The 19126-nt window shown below is 63.1% G+C and carries 17 protein-coding genes; 13 read left to right on the top strand and 4 right to left on the bottom strand.

From position 1 onward, the window contains the following. Positions 1-321 precede the first annotated feature (321 nt). The 10 genes from AC1DX4_RS29075 to AC1DX4_RS29120 all read left to right on the top strand — a co-directional run bounded on the left by AC1DX4_RS29075 (position 322) and on the right by AC1DX4_RS29120 (position 9018). The gene (locus AC1DX4_RS29075; protein WP_113190782.1) at positions 322-648 is read left to right on the top strand and encodes a DUF736 domain-containing protein; all 327 of its coding nucleotides are present in this window, start codon (positions 322-324) and stop codon (positions 646-648) included. 303 nt (positions 649-951) lie between these two features. Next, positions 952-1233 carry a helix-turn-helix transcriptional regulator gene (locus AC1DX4_RS29080; RefSeq protein WP_135906825.1) on the top strand — a complete coding sequence of 94 codons (282 nt, stop codon included), beginning with the start codon at positions 952-954 and terminating at the stop codon, positions 1231-1233. Positions 1234-1250: 17 nt separating this feature from the next. Further along, complete coding sequence (locus tag AC1DX4_RS29085) at positions 1251-2306, top strand: replication initiator protein A (RefSeq protein WP_477223584.1); 1056 nt, start codon at positions 1251-1253, stop codon at positions 2304-2306. Beyond that, complete coding sequence (locus tag AC1DX4_RS29090; RefSeq protein ID WP_477223585.1) at positions 2303-2794, top strand: DUF2840 domain-containing protein; 492 nt, start codon at positions 2303-2305, stop codon at positions 2792-2794. Before AC1DX4_RS29085 ends, AC1DX4_RS29090 begins: the two co-directional genes overlap by 4 nt. Continuing rightward, positions 2791-3336, top strand: a complete 546-nt coding sequence (locus tag AC1DX4_RS29095; protein ID WP_477223586.1) for a S26 family signal peptidase — start codon at positions 2791-2793, stop codon at positions 3334-3336. The genes AC1DX4_RS29090 and AC1DX4_RS29095 overlap by 4 nt, the downstream gene beginning before the upstream one ends. Before the next feature lie 35 nt (positions 3337-3371). Further along, positions 3372-3701 (top strand): DUF736 domain-containing protein, encoded by a 330-nt coding sequence (locus tag AC1DX4_RS29100; protein ID WP_477223587.1) that lies wholly within the window; start codon positions 3372-3374, stop codon positions 3699-3701. Continuing rightward, positions 3698-4474, top strand: coding sequence for a lytic transglycosylase domain-containing protein (locus AC1DX4_RS29105; RefSeq protein WP_477223588.1), 777 nt, complete (start codon positions 3698-3700; stop codon positions 4472-4474). Before AC1DX4_RS29100 ends, AC1DX4_RS29105 begins: the two co-directional genes overlap by 4 nt. A gap of 243 nt (positions 4475-4717) precedes the next feature. After that, entirely contained in the window at positions 4718-6457 is a 1740-nt protein-coding gene (locus tag AC1DX4_RS29110) for a relaxase/mobilization nuclease domain-containing protein (RefSeq protein ID WP_477223589.1), read from the top strand. A 141-nt stretch (positions 6458-6598) separates the two neighbouring features. After that, on the top strand, positions 6599-8578 hold the full coding sequence (locus AC1DX4_RS29115) for a conjugal transfer protein TraG (RefSeq protein WP_477223590.1): 1980 nt from the start codon (positions 6599-6601) through the stop codon (positions 8576-8578). Between the two features lie 5 nt (positions 8579-8583). Then, positions 8584-9018: a CopG family transcriptional regulator gene (locus tag AC1DX4_RS29120; RefSeq protein ID WP_477223742.1), complete on the top strand. Its 435-nt coding sequence runs from the start codon at positions 8584-8586 to the stop codon at positions 9016-9018. 91 nt (positions 9019-9109) lie between these two features. On the opposite strand, the gene ehuB is transcribed toward AC1DX4_RS29120, so the two are convergent. The 3 genes from ehuB to AC1DX4_RS29135 form a co-directional block, all read right to left on the bottom strand. Then, positions 9110-9982 (bottom strand): ectoine/hydroxyectoine ABC transporter substrate-binding protein EhuB, encoded by an 873-nt coding sequence (ehuB, locus tag AC1DX4_RS29125; protein WP_477223591.1) that lies wholly within the window; start codon positions 9980-9982, stop codon positions 9110-9112. 603 nt (positions 9983-10585) lie between these two features. Then, on the bottom strand, positions 10586-12121 hold the full coding sequence (locus AC1DX4_RS29130; protein ID WP_477223592.1) for a Fic family protein: 1536 nt from the start codon (positions 12119-12121) through the stop codon (positions 10586-10588). A 460-nt stretch (positions 12122-12581) separates the two neighbouring features. Further along, a complete protein-coding gene (locus AC1DX4_RS29135; protein ID WP_477223593.1) occupies positions 12582-13049 on the bottom strand; it encodes an Lrp/AsnC family transcriptional regulator in 468 nt (155 codons plus the stop codon). Between the two features lie 126 nt (positions 13050-13175). Between AC1DX4_RS29135 and AC1DX4_RS29140 the strand changes: the two genes are divergently transcribed. The 3 genes from AC1DX4_RS29140 to AC1DX4_RS29150 all read left to right on the top strand — a co-directional run bounded on the left by AC1DX4_RS29140 (position 13176) and on the right by AC1DX4_RS29150 (position 17687). Next, positions 13176-15557 carry a transketolase gene (locus AC1DX4_RS29140; protein WP_477223594.1) on the top strand — a complete coding sequence of 794 codons (2382 nt, stop codon included), beginning with the start codon at positions 13176-13178 and terminating at the stop codon, positions 15555-15557. A gap of 118 nt (positions 15558-15675) precedes the next feature. After that, positions 15676-16620: a GHMP family kinase ATP-binding protein gene (locus tag AC1DX4_RS29145; protein WP_477223595.1), complete on the top strand. Its 945-nt coding sequence runs from the start codon at positions 15676-15678 to the stop codon at positions 16618-16620. Further along, positions 16614-17687 (top strand): PLP-dependent cysteine synthase family protein, encoded by a 1074-nt coding sequence (locus AC1DX4_RS29150; RefSeq protein ID WP_477223596.1) that lies wholly within the window; start codon positions 16614-16616, stop codon positions 17685-17687. The genes AC1DX4_RS29145 and AC1DX4_RS29150 overlap by 7 nt, the downstream gene beginning before the upstream one ends. Here the strand turns inward: AC1DX4_RS29150 and AC1DX4_RS29155 are convergent. Beyond that, positions 17682-18944: a threonine synthase gene (locus AC1DX4_RS29155; RefSeq protein WP_477223743.1), complete on the bottom strand. Its 1263-nt coding sequence runs from the start codon at positions 18942-18944 to the stop codon at positions 17682-17684. The genes AC1DX4_RS29150 and AC1DX4_RS29155 overlap by 6 nt on opposite strands. Between the last annotated feature and the right edge of the window lie 182 nt (positions 18945-19126).

Genomic DNA, 19126 nt, shown 5'->3' on the forward strand with positions numbered 1-19126 from the left:
TTGGCGAACCAATTCGGTTTGTCTCTGAGCCACCGATGCCGCCGTTGCCTCCCCTTCATTTCGCCGAGCGCACCAACGACCTCTCGAACGGGCTGATCTGGCCGAAGGACGGCTGAAGCCTCGATCGCCTATGCCGCAATGGCGCGTCGCGCGTTTCTTCCCCTGGGCAAAGCCCATTCCTCGCGGAACCAAGAAACGCGCGCCTGCGCCATCCTCCGCTTTGCTTCGGTCGCAAGCGATGCGGCGGCGGTCGCCTTCGGCCTCGCGATCGCCATCGAGGTCGCATGGTGCGGGCTCGGAAACGAAGAACGGAGACTGAAAATGGCTACCATCGGCACTTTCAAGAAGACAAATGCGAACGAGTTCACCGGCGAGATTGTCACCCTCAGCGTCCAGGCCAAGGGCGTACGCATCGTCCCCGACACCCGGGCCAGCGGCGAAAACGCTCCAAGCCACCGCGTGGTGGTCGGCAAGGCCGAAATCGGCGCCGCCTGGTCCAAGCGCTCCAACGAAGGCCGCGACTATCTTGGGCTCAAGCTGGACGATCCGAGCTTCACCGCTCCGATCTACGCCAACCTCTTCGCCGACGAGGAAGGCGAGGGCCACAGCCTCATCTGGTCCCGCCCCAACCGCCGCAACGGCGAGTGAATTGGCAAACGCCTCGCCCGGTCCCGGGCGAGGCGTCCCCTGCCGGTGATCGCGCAGGCTTACCGCGCCGCCGACCCCTGTAAACGGGCTTCCTGTCGTCGGATGCGTTGCTTGATACGCGATGGCGTGACGATGGTCGAGCGCGGCTATCACCAATTGCTGCGCGCGCCGGCGCCACTCCCTGAAGGCCTCTTGGCAGTGCGAAATAGCGTCCCACAATTGCGCACCTGATCACCGTCCCCGAGCTCCTCCATCCTTGCCATCGATCGCCGTTCAACCGCAACGGCCGCAAGGAGACATCCCATGAATGCCGACGCCGCGCCATTGCCGCCCCGCTACCTGCGCACTTCGGAAGCAGCCCATTTCCTCAGTCTTTCCGCGCGTACGCTGGAAAAACACCGCACCTACGGCACCGGGCCTGCCTATCGAAAACTCGGCGGCCGCGTCGTCTACGCCGTCGACGACCTCCAGGCCTGGGCCCAGCGCGGCGCCATGACGTCGACATCCGATCCGCATGGCTCTGTGCTGCCAGCCAAGCCTCAAGCCGCCCGCCTGATCGCCTATGCCGGGCGCGAGAGGCGCTGAGCTCGCCGATCTTCCCTATGTCTGGACGCACACGCCAACCGTCGGAACGCGGACAGCTTGATCTGTTCCACGCGCTGCCCGGTGTTGTCGCGCCACGCGATGCGCAGGACCTCATGGCCTATCCCTTCTTCTCGCTTGCCAAATCCAGGCGCATCGCGCCGATCGACTTTCGCGCCGGCGATGTGGCTATCCGTGTCGAAGCGATGCCCGACCACGGCATGGCGACGATCTGGGATGCCGATATCCTGATCTGGGCCGCGAGCCAGATCGTCAACGCGCGGGACGCCGGATTGCGCACGTCGCGCCTGATGGCCGCGACGCCATACGAAATGCTTACCTTCGTTGGCCGCGGTGTCTCGAAGCGAGACTATTTGCGCCTCAAGGCGGCGCTCGATCGCCTGCAGTCGACAAGCGTCGTCACCTCCATTCGCCAGCCCGCCGAAGGCCGGCGCCATCGCTTCTCATGGATCAATGAATGGCAGGAGCGCTTCGATCGAAACGGCCGCCCGCTTGGCGTCGAGTTGATCCTGCCCGATTGGTTCTATCGCGCCGTCATGGATGACGCGCTGATCCTGACAATAGACCGGGCCTATTTCGGGCTGACGGGCGGCCTGGATCGCTGGCTCTATCGGCTGGTGCGCAAGCATGGCGGACGCCAGCGCGCCGGTTGGCGTTTCGACATCCGGCACCTGCATCAGAAGTCCGGCAGCCTCTCGCCGCTCAAGCGCTTCGCCTTCGAGCTGCGTGACATCGTGCGCCGCCAGCCTTTGCCGGGATATCTGCTGTTCACGGAAGTCGAAGCCAGCGGCCGTGTGTTGCTGGCGTTCGAACCGGCGCCCGCGCCGGTTGACAGGGTCGTGCCATCGGGAACCCGAACTATCGTGCCATCGGGAACCACATCCTCGTGCTTTCGGGAACCGCGATCGGCCTTAAGGGACGGGCCGGCAACGGAGAATCGCGCTCTTAACTTAGAGTCTAACTCTCAATCTAACAGTCTTGCGCGCAAGCTGCGGAATAGCGGTGGGGAGCAGAGGCGGCGGTGCGTTGGCCGGCGCGAGGGAGACGACACATGACGTCGTCTAGCCAATCGACGCCGCGCGACAACCTCACGACGGTCGAGCTGATCTGGATCGAGAAGCGGATCGAGCATCGCATCCGCTTCGGACGTGCTGCCGATGAGACGATCATCGACAAGCAGCGCCGCGTCGTCGGATTTGCGCCAGGCAGTGTTTTTGCGTTCGTGCGCTGGGCGGCGAATGACTTCGGCACTGTCGTTTCGCGCATCGACATCGTGCGCGCGGTGTTGCCCGCTGAACCGTATCAGACGCTGCCTTACATCCGGCCAGGCGGCGAGATCCTGCTCAAGATCGCAGGCTGGGACAAGGTTGAGCGGGTTCTCCAACGGATCGATGCGATCGAGGCGATCGGTCTCGATCCGGCCGAGGCCGCACCGGACTATTGGCGTCAGACCCACAACCGACTGATTGCCGGCGCAACGCCGCGTGTCTATTCGCTCGAGCAGCATCGGGCCTTTCTGTTGCGCAAGCGGGTGACCTCATGAGCCGCGCCGCTTGCATAGCGGCGGCGCTGGCGGCCGTCGTCGCGACGGTCGCTCCGGCTGTCTTCCAGATGCCGCAGGTGCTGCTGTGGAACGCGTCGGCCAGCGCGCCTCTTGGGCTCTATGCGATCCGGAAAATGGCCGTACCAACGGCAGGCGCGCTCGCTGTCATCGCACCGCCAGACAAGGTCGCTCGGTTCGCCGCCAAGCGTGGCTACCTTCCGCTCGGCGTGCCGATGCTGAAACACATCGAGGGCCTTCCTGGGAGCCAAGTCTGCCGCCTCAGTCGCGTCATCACGGTGAACGGGCTTGCGGTGGGTGCTGCATTGGAGCGTGACCGCAAGGGGCGCGCGCTGCCGGACTGGCAGGGCTGCCGCACCATCGCCGCCGCCGAAATCTTCGTCATGAACCGGAAGGTCGGCGACAGTCTCGACGGTCGCTATTTCGGCCCGTTCCCGGCGAGCTCGATCGTCGGCCGCGCGCTGCCGCTTTGGACCGACGAGAGGGGCGATGGCCACTACACCTGGCTCGCTCCTGCGAACTGAAATTCCGCCCAGCCAACAAGAGAAGGAGATAATCCATGGCCGAGATCGGCGTCTTCAAGAAAACAGATTCGGGTTATTCCGGACGCATTCGAACGCTGCTCGTGGACGCCGAGCTGGTGCTCGTGCCAACCAAAATATCTGACGGCAAAGCGCCGGATTTTCGTATCCACATCGGCGACGGCAGCGGCCCCGAGGTCGGCGCGGCCTGGAAGGAAACCGGACAGACGGCCGGCGACTATCTGTCGTGCCGGTTGGAAGATCCGCTGTTTGGCCGGCGCTTTCGCGCCGGTCTCTTCCGAACCGACGACGGCTCCTGGTCGCTGCGCTGGATCCGGCCCAAAGCGCGGCCGGAGCCTGCTCGATGAGTGGGCCATCAGCGCCGAACTGTGCGAACGGAAGCCGCGCCCTCAGTCGGTTGCCTGGTCGGCGAGAAGCACTTTGCCTTATCGGTGGCATGCTGATCGTCTGTCACGCAATGACGGGGGCCTTCGCACAATCCGCGCCGGCCCCACGCAAATCCGCGGACGATCCTTACGCCGCGCCCATTGCCGAGGCGTCGCATCGCTTCCGCCTTCCCGAGCGCTGGATACGGGCAATCATGCACCTCGAAAGCGCCCGCGACCCGCGCGCCGTGTCGCGAAAGGGGGCTTTGGGCTTGATGCAGATCATGCCCGCAACCTTTGCCGAGCTGCGCCTTCGTCACCGGCTCGGCCGTGATCCCTATGATCCGCGCGACAACATCCTTGCAGGCGCCGCCTATCTTCGCGAGTTGTATGATCGATACGGTTCACCGGGCTTTCTGGCCGCCTACAATGCCGGACCGGGGCGTTACGAAGCCTCCTTGAAGGGCCGTCCGCTGCCGGCTGAGACCCGGGCCTATGTTGCGACGCTTCGCCCTTTTTGGGGTGGCGGTGATGCACCCGGCGCGCTCACCGCCGGTCCTGCCAAGGCCGTCAGCTGGAAGGCTGCGCCGCTGTTCATAGTGCCGTCCACGTCCATGGCCGCTTCCGGTCTTCCGTCCGGCGAAGACGCTTCCGTCGAGGTTTCGTCGTCACCGTCGGTGCGCAAACTTTTCGCGGCCGGTTCGCAGCCGCGCCAGCTGTTCACTGGGTCCGACGTGCGGACATCGCAGCGATGACGAAGCCTCCGTCAGATCGCCCCCTGGGGTCTCTTTTGACGTCGCAGCCTGTGAGGCGCGCCGGGCAAAAGGCAACAACCGAGGGATGGCAAGATAAAAGGGCGCACATTGCGCGGCGGTCGGTTGGTTGTATTTGCTGGGCTTCTTGCCGCTTTCCGCACATTGCTGCGAACAGGCGCAATGTGCTGAACGCATGCAAATCATTGTATTTGCTATACTTTTGGCAGGGTGAGGGCGCATGCGATGCCCGATGAGGGCGAGTTCCGCGTCCGTCCAGGTCGCATTCGCTCGACACGAGCCCAATCGTCGCGGCCCTTCATCGCCCAAGCTCTTGCTGCCGTTCAGAAGTCTGGCGGCGGCGTGTCGCGGGCCGGAGGGATCGGGTCAGGCAAGCGCTCGCAGTTCGGACGTGGCAGGGCAGCGAGCGTCCAGGCCAACCGCTTGCTTACCGGCCGCTCCCGCGTCGCCATGATCAAGGCCCGCGTGGTTCGTCATTCGAAGCGTGGCGCGCCACTGGCGATCCACCTCAACTATCTGCGGCGCGAGGGCGTCACACGCGACGACGCGAGAGCCCGCATGTTCGGACCAGAAGTCGACGAAGCGTCGCCCCCGGATTTCGTCGCGCGCTGCAACGACGACCGGCATCATTTCCGCTTCATTGTCTCGCCCGAGGATGCCGTCGAAATGGCCGACCTGAAATCCTTCACCCGCGATCTCATGGGTCGCATGCAACAGGATCTCGGCACGGCGCTCGACTGGATCGCGGTCGATCATTGGAACACCGACAATCCGCATGTCCACGTCATCCTGCGCGGCCGGGCCGACGACGGACAGGACCTGGTGATCTCACGCGACTACATCAGCCGGGGAATGCGCGATCGCGCCAGCGACCTGGTCACGCAGGAGCTTGGCCCCCGGTCCGATCTCGAAATCCGCCGGCATGTCGAGCGTCAGGTCGACGCCGAGCGGTGGACCGGGCTCGACCGCCAGTTGCTCCGGGACGCACGCGACAACGGTGTCATCGATCTCGCGCCGCATGCCGATCGCCAGCCTGATGAATTCATCGTGCTCAAGGTGGGGCGGCTGCGCAGACTGGAGACACTCGGGCTTGCCGAGCAACTCGGTCCCGGCCAATGGGTTGTCAGCGACAGCGCGGAGGCAACGCTGCGTGCGATGGGTGAGCGCGGCGATATCATCAAACGCATGCAGCGCGCATTCTCGGCCCGCGATATCGAGCGCGCGAGCGCCAGTTATGTAATCGCGGCCGAGACCATTGATGAGACGATTATCGGCCGCCTGATCGAGCGCGGACTGGATGACGAACTCAAGGGCACCGCCTATGCGGTCATCGATGGCGTCGACGGCCGTTGCCATCACGTCCGGCTCGCCGATATCGAGGCGGCGGGCGATGGTGCGCCGGGCTCGATCGTCGAGCTGCGCACATTTGAGGACGCCCAGGGACGCCGGCGGGCGGCGCTTGCCGTGCGCTCCGATCTCGACATCGGCGGACAGGTCGATGCGGACGGGGCGACCTGGCTCGACCGGCAGGCGCTCGCGCGTCCCGCGGCGGCACTATCGGATGGCGGCTTCGGCGCCGAGGTCCGCCTGGCGCTCGAAAGGCGCGCCGAGCACCTGGTCGGACTGGGGCTGGCTGAGCGGAAGCCGGGCGGAACAGTCTTTGCGCGCAACTTGATCGGCACGCTGCGACAACGGGAACTCGACGCGCTCGGAAGCAGGCTGGCAGCCCAAAGTGGCCGGTCGTTCAACCGTGCCGGCAGCGGCGACTTCGTGTCCGGCACCTACAGCCAGCGCTTTGCGCTCGCATCTGGCCGTTTCGCGATGATCGATGACGGCCTCGGCTTCCAGCTTGTGCCCTGGACGCCTTCTTTGGAGCGCCATCTCGGCAATCACGTCTCCGGTGTTGTCCGCGCTGATGGCGGCACCGATTGGAGTTTCGGCCGCAAGCCTGGTCTCGGCCTGTGACCGCGCTCTCCCTTGCGCCGGGGATCTTGGGCTGCCGATCCCCTGTCTTCCTTGCCGGCAGCGCGACGCGACGCGATCGGTGCGAGACGGCTGTTGAATCTCGCATCAACCTTGCTGACTTTTCGCCACGAGGAGGAACCAATGTCGGGAACGAAAGTCCTTTGGGGGCAGATCGTCATTGTCTTCCTGATTGTGCTCTTGACGATCTGGGGATCGACGCAATGGTCCGCGTGGCAACTGGGCTATCAGCAGCAACTGGGGGTGCCGTGGTTCGTCATCGGCGGCATGCCAGTCTACTATCCGCCTGCCATCTTCTGGTGGTGGTATTTCTATGATGCCTATGCGCCTGGCATCTTTGCGCGTGGCGGCCTCATTGCCGCCTCGGGCGGCTTCATCGCGATCGCCGTGGCGATCGGCATGTCGCTCTGGCGTGCCCGCGAGGCGACGAAGGTCGTGACCTACGGTTCCGCCCGCTGGGCCGATAGGAGCGAGGTGCAGGCGGCAGGCCTGCTCGCGCCGGACGGCGTGGTGCTGGGCCGGTACGGGCCGCACTATCTACGCCATGACGGGCCGGAGCATGTGCTTTGCTTTGCCCCGACGCGTTCGGGCAAGGGTGTCGGCCTCGTCGTGCCGTCGCTGCTGACCTGGCCCGGCTCGGCCATCGTCCATGACATCAAGGGCGAGAACTGGAGCCTCACCGCCGGCTTCCGCGCCCGGCACGGCCGGGTGCTGCTGTTTGATCCGACCAATGCAAGATCGGACGCTTACAACCCTTTGCTCGAGGTTCGCCGTGGTGAATGGGAGGTGCGCGACGTGCAAAACATCGCCGACATTCTTGTCGATCCGGAAGGCTCGCTTGAACGGCGCAACCATTGGGAAAAGACGAGCCACGCGCTTCTGGTCGGCGCGATCCTGCATGTGCTCTATGCCGGACCGGACAGGACCCTGGCCGGCGTCGCGGCATTCCTCTCCGATCCCAAGCGGCCGATCGAAGCGACCCTGGCAGCGATGATGACGACGGCGCATCTGGGGCAGGGCGGACCCCATCCCGTTATCGCCAGCGCCGCACGGGAACTGCTGAACAAGTCTGACAACGAACGCTCCGGCGTGCTCTCGACCGCGATGTCCTTCCTTGGGCTCTATCGCGATCCGGTGGTGGCGCAGGTGACCCGCGCCTGCGGCTGGCGCATCGCCGATCTGGTCGCCGATTCTCGTCCGGCGACGCTCTACCTCGTTGTTCCGCCCTCCGACATCAGTCGCACCAAGCCGCTGATCCGTCTCATCCTCAACCAGATCGGCCGCCGCCTGACCGAGGATTTGCAGGCGAGGGCGGATCGCCATCGATTGCTTCTGATGCTGGACGAGTTTCCGGCGCTCGGACGACTCGACTTCTTCGAATCCGCGCTCGCTTTCATGGCCGGCTATGGGCTGAAGAGCTTCCTGATCGCGCAGTCTCTCAATCAGATCGAGAAGGCCTACGGGCCGAACAATTCCATACTGGACAATTGCCATGTGCGCGTCAGCTTCGCGACCAATGACGAGCGCACCGCCAGACGTGTCTCCGACGCCCTTGGTACGGCAACCGAGCTGAAGGCGATGAAGAACTATGCCGGTCACCGGCTCTCGCCATGGCTCGGTCATCTCATGGTTTCGCGCTCGGAGACGGCGCGGCCATTGCTGACGCCCGGCGAGATCATGCAATTGCCGCCTGGTGACGAGATCGTCATGCTGGCGGGCACGCCGCCGATCCGCGCGAAGAAGGCGCGCTATTTTGAAGACCCGCGGTTGCGAGAGCGCATCCTGCCGCCACCCGCACCTAGGGCGCGAGCCGAGCCGGAGCCTGACGATTGGACAACGCTTCCGTTGCCGCTTCCGCCAGCGGGGATGGCTGCCGCGCCCGTCGCGGTGAAAACCCAGCAGGAATCGACGGATTCCGAGTTGCGGCGTCAACCCGAACTCGATCCCCCGGCCACGGCGGAGCCGCCGCTCGTCAACGAATTCGAGATCGACGCGCCTGACGAGGCGGATGATCTCGCTGCAAGCAGCAGCCGGATGGCTGGCCTTGTGCGGGGCGTGGCGCGTCAGATCGCGCTCGATCCGGACGATGGCATGGAGCTGTGACGACTGTGCCGGCGACGAAGAAAAAGGTGCAGATTTCTGTCTATCTTGATCCTGCCGTGATGGCGGCGCTGCTCGACTATGCTGCCCGGCGCGATCGCTCGCAGTCGCTCATCGCTGAAGCGGCGATCGCCTCTTTCCTCTCGCCCGACGCCGACGCGCAAAGCGAGGCGGCGATCTCCAGGCGTCTCGACCGGGTCGACCGCCGGATCGCGCGGCTGGAGCGCGATGTCGGCATCTCGATTGAAACGCTGGCGGTGTTCATCCGCTTCTGGCTCGCGACCACGCCTGCCTTGCCGGAACCGATGGCGCAGGCGGCGCGCGCCAAGGCAAGCGAGCGCTACGATGCATTCGTCTCTGCTCTTGGCAGGCGCCTGGCCAAGGGACCGACCTTGCGGCAGGAAATCCCCGAAGACGTTGTGCCGTCCAGCGATGCGGAATGACGATGAAAGGCATGTCGGCAGAGGCGCCGCCCACGCTAGGGCGGCGGCGCCCGCTCTGTTGATGCCGGCTGGGTTCTGCTGCTGATGGCGCTCAGTTGGCGGCTCCGCACAATTGCGACGTCGTCAGTCCTGGCGGCACGTTTTCCGTGGGACCAAATCCGTACTTGGCCATGAGGGTGGCGATCGTGCCGTTTGACATGACCTTCGCCAGACCCTGATTGTAGAGGTCGCGCAGTTCGCCATCGTCCTTCCTGAACGCGATCGCGATGTAGCTGATCGACTTCTCGTCCGTCGTGAACGGGCTGGCGCGCTCCAGGTCGGGGGTCCTGTTGCCGGCCAGCAGCCCGATCACCGTCGGGGACGAGAACACCGCGGCGTCGATGCGGCCGGCGCGCAGTGCGGCGATGTTGGTCTCGATATCGGGGAACTGCAGGATGCGGTCCTCCGGCACGCCCTCGGTGATGGCGTTCTTGATGACATTGCTGCCGCGGCCGCCGCCCATGATCGCGTCGGATTTCTTGGCAAGATCCGCATAGCTATGGATCGCCTTGGGGTTGCCGGCGAGCACGATCGCCGCGTCGTCCGATCTCAGGTCGGGCGCGCCGAAGGCGACCTGTTGGCATCGCTCCGGCGTTATCGACAGGCCGGATGCGACGGCATCGAAACGCCCGGCCATCAGGCCCGGGATCAAGGCGCCGAACTCGGTGACCTCGAAGTCGACCTGCTTGACGCCGAGATCGGCGAAGGCAGCTCTGAGGAGATCCGGATGCCAGCCGAGCAACTCGCCGGTTCCCTCCTTCTTGTAGCCCCACGGCGAGCGGTTATGGATGCCGATGACGATGCGTCCTTCCTTCAAGACGCGTTCTTTCGTGGTCTCCGCCGCGGCCGGTAGTAGAGATCCAACAAGCGCGGCATAGGCGATGCAGGCCAGGCCAATGGCGGCAGATCGGGCTCGAAATTTCATCGGTGCAGTCCTCCCGTGAGATTGAGTTGTTGCGCGCAGGCGTTCCGCCTCAGCCGCGCGACGCTACGTTTGAAGGCGGCAATTCGTCAATATAGATATACAAAATATGTACAGAATATTGCGATATCAGCAGTGAGGGCTCTCGCTCGTGGCGACGAGGGGAATACGTTTGTTCGTGAGTTGCGATTGGGTTGATGGTGGAATTCGCGGCCTTGATCTACGCGGCCTGGTGCGTATTTCCTCCAGGTCGCCGTTGCCAACCCTGGAGGCGACGAAACGCCATCCAGAGGGCTCCCGCGCAATCGTGACAAGGCAGCCTCGCTCTTCGGCGCCTGTCAACAAGGTGCTCACCAACAAGAAACTGCTGCCGACATCGGAGCATAAACTCTACGGCCTGCGGCACACTTTCGAGGATCGGGCTGACGGCAGTTGAGGCGCCTGAGGAAGCAATCGCTCCCTTTATGGGCCGCAGATGTATGCGGCCGAAATACGCGCCGCACCATCCTTGGCGCAGAGGCGCCTGTGTGGCTTCAAAGAATCGCCTCTATTCGACCCGCGAGGATCAGACTGATGGGAACGTAGGGTTTATCGTCTTCTTGTTTGTTATCTGCCAGCTTGCTCTGAGGACCATTTGACCCGTTTCGCCAGGAATTCAGCGAAAGGCTTTACATTCATCCCAACGCTAGCCTGTTCAAGCCCAGCGAGGTATGCCTTCCGGTCCTCCACTCTCACCACTGTCCAGGCATAGCCGCCTGATGCCAGCATGGCATTCATCAGAAAGCGAGCCACGCGTCCGTTTCCGTCAGGATAAGGGTGAACATAGCCGAGAAGCCAATGCCCCAGAACAGCGCGAACTGCGGGGTCTGCTTCGGCTTCTAGTAGATCGAATAGCGCATCCATGCCGTCGAGTACCGCCTCCACACGCGGCGGTACGTGAGATGACCCCTTGAGATACACAGGGTGGTTTCGATAACCGGCGAGAGCGCTCGCTTTCAGTATGCCTGCACTCACTGAGGGCGCGAAGAGCTCCCTATACCATTCGCGATGCGCATCCCTTGTCAGTTTACCCGCAGGTGCGCCGTCGATAATCGCGGCAACCGCATCCTTGACCTTTTGGAACGCCTGATAGTAGCCGCGGGCGGCCAGCGCATCGCGGTTCTTACGATCTGCTTCATCGATCTCTGGATTCCAGCCGCCATCGCGCACGCGATCGATCAGTTCTGGCGTAACGCTGTAGCCTTCAATCGACAACGAATGATAGGCATCGCTCTCATAAATATCTTCCACGAATTTCATATAGCTATCCTTGTCGGACGGCAGCCCGGGTGCTTTCGGGAAAATTTCGGCCACCGCATCGCGCTGTGATTCCCAGATGGCGTGGAGCCTTGTCACGATCGGCGGCGCGCCTGACGTGATGGCAGTAACGCCGACCTGCCCGGCGAAAGGATCGGACTCTCGAATGTCATAGCTTGCAGCCTTGAACGCGGCGACGATCTCGTCAGAGAAGGCATCGCGCCCTATGCGCCGAAACGCGCCGGCAAGCCGCCCGGCGATAGCCGAATGGCCTCCATCGAGCAAAAGCCCTAGCACGCCTGAGACACTGCGTAATGAAGCCATAGCAACCTGGGCTTCGATTGGGTAACGCTGGAAGAATGCCTCGGGCACACGGACGAGGGCGGCATTGACGGGAAACAGGCGCAAGCCGTTCTTCTCCGTCAGGTTTTCAGGCATATCCTTGATTTTGAGGTCGTATAGCGATGTGCCAAACAGCAGGTCGATTTTATTGTTGCCTCCGTAAGGGCTGCTGACCACCACCTGCGGTGGGATCGCAGCAGCCTCTGCGTGCAGGAGCAATGATTGCTCGGGAGAAAGGTACCACGCCTTCCCGAAACGCTCGTTGCAATACATCGCGCAAAACTCCCAGAAGCTGGCATACCAAGGCGTCGTGTCTTGCTCCTGCGCTTGCGGTCCGGTGGACATCAACCACCCTTTGATCACCTCACGGAGGAATCCGTTTTGGAGTAGGCGTTCACGATGGACCCGGGTGATCTCTTGAGATTTGAAAATGCGGCGCCCTCCTGCCTGCAGGTCCTGAAGGATGGCGAGGGATTCCGCGAGTTTTTCGTGAGGCTTAGCCATGGCTGTGCCCTTGCAAGTTTCTGGTGCCGTTCAAATACAAGTATATAGAGATGTGTGATCGCAAGTCAATTACGCTGCGCAAATACAAGTTTTTGGTGATGTGTCATTACAAGTTTTTGACGCTGGACAGACGAGAAAAATCTTAAATCTCAATGAGATATACGGATATATCGCTGCCGACGTCACCATGAAAAACCGGGTTTGTAGGAGGCAGCTGCAAAGCTTACGCTCCTGTTGGCAGAATGATGGCAACAGGAATTCGCGACATCGAGCTTACCGGCATCGGTTCACATTTGCCTTTCGGAACAACTATCATATCGACCCGACAGGCCGCCCCATCCCGTAACAGTGAGGTGGCGATGGCCCTAAGGGACTTTCTGTCAAAGAGCATGAGCTTGCTTTCGTCGAGCACAATCTGAGTTCCGTATCGACAACTGGCCGTCGCAGAATACCGGGTCGGTTAGATAGGCAGCACTTCCGAGCGCTTGACCTGGCCAAGCGCGAAGCTGCTTTCGATCGACGCGATGTTGTCCAGCCGCGTCAGCTTGTCCTTGATGAACCGCTCATAGGCCTCGAGGTCGCGCACCACGATGCGCATCAGGTAATCCCGCTGGCCGGTCATCAGATAGCAGTCGACCACCTCCGGCCAGCGCAGCACCGCCTGGGAGAAGCGGTCGAGATCATCCTCGCGTTGCCGTTCAAGCTTGATCGACGCGAAAGCGCTGATCGGCAGGCCGAGCTTCTTCTGGTCAACGACCACGGTGTAACCCTTGATGACGCCGGCGCTCTCCAGGAGCCGCACGCGCCGGGCGCAAGGTGAAGGCGAAAGTCCGACGGCTTCGGCGAGCTCGTTCGTCGTCGCCTTTGCGTTCTTCTGCAGCGCAGCGATGATTTTAAGGTCGATTGCATCGAGCGTCGGATTTGGCACGTTTCCCTCGTCTGGGCGTCACTATTGGCTGGATCAGCCAATATCATTGATATGCTTGCGCAAGAATAGCCACTTTTGAGAGACCTTGGCCGCTATCGTTGAGCCGCGATTTCACGGGAGCCGACGATGACGATCCTTTCCGAACTTGAACGCAAGGTTCTGTGGCTGGCTGTCTGGATGATCCATCATGCCAATCATGTTCGCGGGTCGCAGGAGGGCCTCAAGGTTGGCGGACATCAGGCGTCGTCGGCCTCCGCATCGACCTTGATGACGGCGCTCTACTTCCAGATCCTCAGGCCCGAAGACCGCGTTGCCGTCAAGCCGCATGCCAGCCCGGTTTTCCATGCCATCCAGTATCTGTTCGGCAAGCAGACGCTTGAGCAGCTGCAGAATTTTCGCGGCTATCGCGGCGCGCAGTCCTACCCGTCTCGAACCAAGGATATCGATGATGTCGATTTCTCGACCGGGTCGGTCGGACTGGGCGTGGCGCAGACCCTTTTCTCCTCCCTGGTCCAGGATTATGTCAGGGCAAAAGGCTGGCACGCGGACCAGCCGGAAGGCCGGATGATTGCCCTTCTCGGCGACGCTGAGATGGATGAAGGCAATATCTTCGAGGCGCTTCTCGAAGGCTGGAAGCACGGCCTGCGCAACACCTGGTGGGTCGTCGACTACAACAGGCAAAGCCTTGATGCGGTGGTGCGCGAAGGCCTGTGGCAACGCTTCGAGTCCATCTTTCTCAACTTCGGCTGGGATGTGGTGATCCTCAAACATGGGACATTGCAACAAGCGGCTTTCCAGGAAGAGGGAGGCGAAAAGCTGCGGTCCTGGATCGATGCTTGCCCCAATCAGCTCTATTGCGCGCTGACCTTCCAGGGCGGCGGCGCATGGCGCCAGCGCCTTCTGGACGACCTTGGTGATCAGGGACCGGTCACCCGCCTCATCGAGAAGCGCAGCGACGAAGACCTTGCCGCCTTGATGGCGAATCTCGGCGGCCATGATCTGGCGAGCATCGTCGATGCCTTCGAGGCAGCGCGCGGCCATGATCGTCCGACCTGCTTCATCGCCTACACCATCAAAGGCTTCGGCCTGCCGCTCGCCGGCCACAAGGACAATCACGCCGGATTGATGACGCCGGCGCAAGTCGACACGCTGCGGCAAGGCATGGGTGTCCGCCAGGGGCGTGAATGGGAGATGTTCGAGGGCCTTGCGTACGATGAGGCCGCGATCCGGTCCTATCTGGCGTCGTCACCCTTCGCGCAGGCAGCCACCCGTCGCCATAAAGCCCCAGCCGTGCCCGTGCCGGCACAGATACCCTGGAGCGCACAGGCCTCCATGTCGACACAGCAGGGTTTCGGCCTTTTGATGCACGGGATCGCCAAGTCAGACAGCGATTTTGCAAAGCGTGTCGTCACCACGTCTCCGGACGTGACCGTCTCGACCAATCTTGGCGCCTGGGTTAACAGGCGGGGTCTGTTCGCGCGCGGCGACCAGGCGGACATTTTTCGTGAAGAACGCATTCCCTCGACCTTCAACTGGACGTTTTCGCCGTCGGGACAGCATTTCGAACTCGGCATCTCGGAGATGAATCTCTTCACGATGCTGTCGGCGCTGGGTTTGTCGCACTCGCTTCACGGCGAACGCCTGCTTCCGGTCGGAACGCTCTACGACCCCTTCATCGAGCGTGGCCTCGATGCGCTCAATTATGCCTGCTATCAGGACGCGCGCTTTATCCTGGCGGGGACGCCTTCCGGAGTGACGCTGGCGCCCGAGGGCGGAGCGCATCAGTCGATCGCCACGCCGCTGATCGGCATGGCACAGGACGGCCTGGCGACATTCGAGCCGGCCTATGTCGACGAGCTGGCAGTCATCCTGCGCTGGGCATTCGACTACATGCAGCGCTCCGGCGAGGCCGAGCCCGATGACCATACCTGGCTGCGCGATCAGACGGGAGGTTCGGTCTACCTCAGGCTCTCGACGCGGTTGATCGAACAGCCGACACGCCAGACCGGGGATCCGCTGGCGCGCGACATCGTCGATGGCGCCTACTGGTTGCGCAAACCCGGGCCGAATGCCGCGGTGGTGATCGCCTATTCGGGAGCTGTCGCGCCGGAGGCGGTTCAGGCATTGGGGCTGATGGCCGGTGACCGGCGCGATGTCGGGCTTCTTGCCGTGACTTCGGCCGATCGGCTGAACGCCGGCTGGTCGGCCGCGGCGCGGGCGCGCCAATATGGCCATCCGCATGCGACCAGTCATGTCGAGCGCCTGTTGGCGGGCCTGCCTGCCTCATGCGCCATCGTGACGGTGTTGGACGGACATCCCGCAACGCTCGCCTGGCTTGGGTCGGTTCATGGACATCGCACGCGCGCGCTCGGCGTCGAGCATTTCGGCCAGACCGGTACGATCGCGGATCTCTATCGGCACTACGGGATCGATGCGCAAGGTATCATGGCCGCAGTGCAATCGGTGTCGGCCGGCCGGCCGCTCAGGCACCTTGGCTCCGCCGCCTGACGATCCGCCAGCATCGCCTTGCGGCCGGGTCGTTCGTCAGGAAGCCGTCAATACCTGAATTCCTTGAGGGCGGCTGCCAATCGTCGGCGCCATCTTCCCGTGTGGCAAGCGCGTGGAGATGAAAATGGCTGAGGCCGGCGATCTCATGGGTCGTGAAGCGCTGCGGTCGTCGGTGGGGACGGCGGCGGCGATTGCGCATCACGGCGAACTCATCCAGGGCGTCTTCAAGGATGATGGCGGGCGCCTTCATCGCGGGCTCGTCACGCTGCCGATCGCCGGCTTGAGATCGGAGGCGCGCTTTGCCAGGAGCGACGCAGATGCGGTCGTTGTCCACCCCGATCACAAGGTCAAGGCGTCGGCCGCCGCGCGGCTTACGCTCGATTTCTTGAACGTCACCGGCGGCGGGGAACTGACACTTCAAAGCGCAATTCCCGTGGGGCACGGCTACGGCTCATCGACGGCGGACGTTGTCGCTTCCATTCGCGCTGTCGCCGCTGCCGTCAGCGTCCAGCTGCGGCCGTCAAGCATCGGGCGTCTGGCGGTGGCTGCCGAGCGCGCCAGCGACGCGATCGCGTTCGACGATCACGCAGTGCTTTTCGCGCAACGCGAAGGCACGGTGATCGAGAATTTCGGAGGCTCCCTGCCGCCGCTGCTTCTGGTCGGGTTCAAGGCAAATGGCGGGGTTCCGGTCGATACATTGCAGCTGCCGCCCGCACGCTACGACAGTGCCGAAATCCAGGAATTCGGCGTGCTGCGGGCGCTGGTGGCGCGGGCGGTTCGCCTTCAGGATCCCTATCTTCTCGGACGCGCCGCCTCGGCCAGTGCCCTGATCAGTCAACGGCACTTGCCGAAACAGAGCTTCGGCGAGATCGCCGAAATCGCCCGGCGAGCCGGAGCGTGCGGGGTGCAAGTCGCCCATAGCGGTTCGTTGTTCGGCCTGATTTTCGATCTCTTCGCATCGAATCTGAAGCGACGCGCGGCCCTGGTCGCGCAGCAGATAAGACGTGCCGGCTTCAAGGATGTCGAGGTCCATCTGGTGAATGCGGAGGGCTGGACATGGTGACCCTCGACGTGGACTATTTCAGGGACCTGGAGACCCCGCGCCTTGCGCGCCTGGCGCCAAATCTCGTGGCCGCGGCGTTTCCGCTGATGAAGCTGATGCCGGCCCGCTACATTCTGGATCGGGCAGCGTCGGATGGCGAACTGAAGGCAGGCTCCCACATTGTCGAAACGACGTCCGGCACGTTCGGAATGGCGGTCGCGCTGCTGGCGGCGGCGCGTGACTATCAGCTTACGCTCGTCACCGCTTCAACGCTGATCGATGCCAAATACAAAGCCCGCCTGGAGCGCATCGGCGCCACGGTCATCGCCCTTGACGATCCGCGCGGCGACGGCAACCAGCCTGGCCGGCTGGAGCGCCTGCAGGAAATCTTGGCCGACGAGCCGGATGGCTTCTGGACCCGCCAATACGACAGTCCGGGCAACTGGCTTGCCTATGCGCGGCTGGCCGAACTCTTCATCCGCGCAATGGGCAAGGTCGACTGCCTGGTCGGCTGTGTCGGTACGGGCGGCTCGCTATGCGGCACCACCTCCTTTTTGCGAACTGTCTTTCCGCATCTGACGGTGTTTGCCGTCGATACCCATCGCAGCATCCTGTTCGGACAGCCCGTCGGCAAACGCATGCTGCGGGGCCTGGGCAACAGCGTTCTGCCGAAAAATGTCAGGCATGAGCTTGTCGACGAGGTCCATTGGGTTGGCGCCTATCCGGCTTATAGGACCGCGCATCGTTTGCTGCGCGAGCACGGCCTCTTCATGGGGCCGACCAGCGGCGCAGCCGCGTTGGTGGCACAATGGGTTGCAACGACACTTCCGGATGCGCAAGTGGCGGTCATCATGCCTGACGAAGGCCATCGCCATGCCGAGACTGTCTACAATGATGACTGGCTTGCGGCTCTGCCTGGCTGGCCCTGCAAGGAACTGTCGGAGCCAAGGACTCTGGCCACCATCGCACCGGCCGCGGAGACGCAATGGACGCGCTTTCTTTGGCTGCGTCGCAGTCTCGACGATGTGCTGAAAACGCAGGCAGCAGGCGACGTGCCACCGGCTGTTGGCGCCGCGGAAAAACTATGAAGCGAGATCCAGCCCGTTTTTGTCGAGCCAGCGCCAGGCATCGTCCGTCGTCTGGAAGATAGGATCGTGTTCGTTCGATCCGGCCGACCGATCGAGGTCCTTGAGACCGCTGGCTGTCACGACGGCCACGACACGGTCTGTGGCTGCGATAACACCTTGGTCCTTCAATGCCGATATCGCCATCAGCGGCGTGACCGACGCCAATTCCGCAACGATCCCTTCGTCCCGCGCGAGGCGTTCCTGCATCGCGATCAGGCCGTTATTGCTGACGGGGACGGCGTGCCCGCCGGATTCACGCAGCGCCTTCAGCGCCTGAAAGGTGCTGCGCGGCGTGCCGATCGATACGGCAAGGCTGTCGAAAAGCATCTTGCGTTCACTCAACGCATCGGCGCCGCTGGCCAGAGCGTCCGCCAGCGACCCATGCACCTCCGCCGCGACGAGACGAGGCAAGCGCGTGATCGACCCTGCCGCGAACAGCTCGCAAAAGCCGGCCCATACACCGGACAGGGCATCGCCGTAGCAGACCGGCAGGACGCACCAGTCTGGCGCCATGCCATCTGATTGCTCGACGATCTCGTAGGCGATCGTCTTGTAGCCCTCGATGCCGAGTGGATGGCTGCCGACGACGGGACCGTGATAGGGCGAGGCGATGAACCAGTCGTATCGGGCCGCCGCCTGTTCAAGCAGCGACCATCGGTCCATTTTGCTGACCAGGGGCAGTACCGTCGCGCCATATTTGCGGATCTGCGCCAGCATCGCGCCCGCCGATCCCGCGAAAGTGGTGACGACGCATTTCAAGCCCGCGCGGGCAGCGTAGGCCGCCAGCGAAGCCCCGGCGTTTCCCGATGAGGCGGTCGCGACGATCTTCGCGCCACGCGCGCGCGCCACACTGACCGCGATGGTCGAGAACCGGTCCTTATGCGACCAGGTCGGGTTGCGGCCTTCGTCCTTGATTGCAAGATCCGGCACGCCGAGAAACGCGCCGATGCGCGGCGCGGCAAGCAAAGGCGTCAGCCCCTCACCGAGGCTCACCGCCTCGGCTTCCGTGCAAGGCAGCATATTCGCAAAACGCCACAGCGAGCGCGAGCTGGCGGCGCCGGCCAAGAGGGGAGACTGTGGGGCCGCGTAGACGGGCGCAAGATTTGCCGGCGCGGTGTCTTGGCACCGTGCGCATCCTTTGGAGTCGATTGTGACATCGGCGGGGTAGGAAGCGCCGCATCGGATGCAGACGAGTTCCAGAATCCGGCTTTTGTGCATCCCGGGACGGCTGATCTCGCCTGAGGAATGCGCGGACATGTCGTGCGCGAGGTCGCGAAACGGCCGGCTCGTCATGGCTATTCCTTGTCCAGGAAACGATGAATTCGCTGGTTGTTTCAAACAGCCCGCAGCACGGCTGTCAATGCGGAATGTGCACTATAGTGTGTCGCACCATAGTGCGC

It is taken from the genome of Mesorhizobium sp. P3_A8 (assembly GCF_056402995.1).

Bases quoted from the DNA above. Each gene is read 5' to 3' on its own strand.
- AC1DX4_RS29145 (WP_477223595.1), top strand. From the start codon at position 15,676: ATGAAAATGGCTGAGGCCGGCGATCTCATGGGTCGTGAAGCGCTGCGG.
- AC1DX4_RS29115 (WP_477223590.1), top strand. From the start codon at position 6,599: ATGTCGGGAACGAAAGTCCTTTGGGGGCAGATCGTCATTGTCTTCCTG.
- AC1DX4_RS29105 (WP_477223588.1), top strand. From the start codon at position 3,698: ATGAGTGGGCCATCAGCGCCGAACTGTGCGAACGGAAGCCGCGCCCTC.
- AC1DX4_RS29075 (WP_113190782.1), top strand. From the start codon at position 322: ATGGCTACCATCGGCACTTTCAAGAAGACAAATGCGAACGAGTTCACC.
- AC1DX4_RS29140 (WP_477223594.1), top strand. From the start codon at position 13,176: ATGACGATCCTTTCCGAACTTGAACGCAAGGTTCTGTGGCTGGCTGTC.
- AC1DX4_RS29095 (WP_477223586.1), top strand. From the start codon at position 2,791: ATGAGCCGCGCCGCTTGCATAGCGGCGGCGCTGGCGGCCGTCGTCGCG.
- AC1DX4_RS29080 (WP_135906825.1), top strand. From the start codon at position 952: ATGAATGCCGACGCCGCGCCATTGCCGCCCCGCTACCTGCGCACTTCG.
- AC1DX4_RS29100 (WP_477223587.1), top strand. From the start codon at position 3,372: ATGGCCGAGATCGGCGTCTTCAAGAAAACAGATTCGGGTTATTCCGGA.
- AC1DX4_RS29110 (WP_477223589.1), top strand. From the start codon at position 4,718: ATGCCCGATGAGGGCGAGTTCCGCGTCCGTCCAGGTCGCATTCGCTCG.
- AC1DX4_RS29155 (WP_477223743.1), bottom strand. From the start codon at position 18,944: ATGCACAAAAGCCGGATTCTGGAACTCGTCTGCATCCGATGCGGCGCT.
- AC1DX4_RS29085 (WP_477223584.1), top strand. From the start codon at position 1,251: ATGTCTGGACGCACACGCCAACCGTCGGAACGCGGACAGCTTGATCTG.
- ehuB (WP_477223591.1), bottom strand. From the start codon at position 9,982: ATGAAATTTCGAGCCCGATCTGCCGCCATTGGCCTGGCCTGCATCGCC.
- AC1DX4_RS29130 (WP_477223592.1), bottom strand. From the start codon at position 12,121: ATGGCTAAGCCTCACGAAAAACTCGCGGAATCCCTCGCCATCCTTCAG.
- AC1DX4_RS29090 (WP_477223585.1), top strand. From the start codon at position 2,303: ATGACGTCGTCTAGCCAATCGACGCCGCGCGACAACCTCACGACGGTC.
- AC1DX4_RS29150 (WP_477223596.1), top strand. From the start codon at position 16,614: ATGGTGACCCTCGACGTGGACTATTTCAGGGACCTGGAGACCCCGCGC.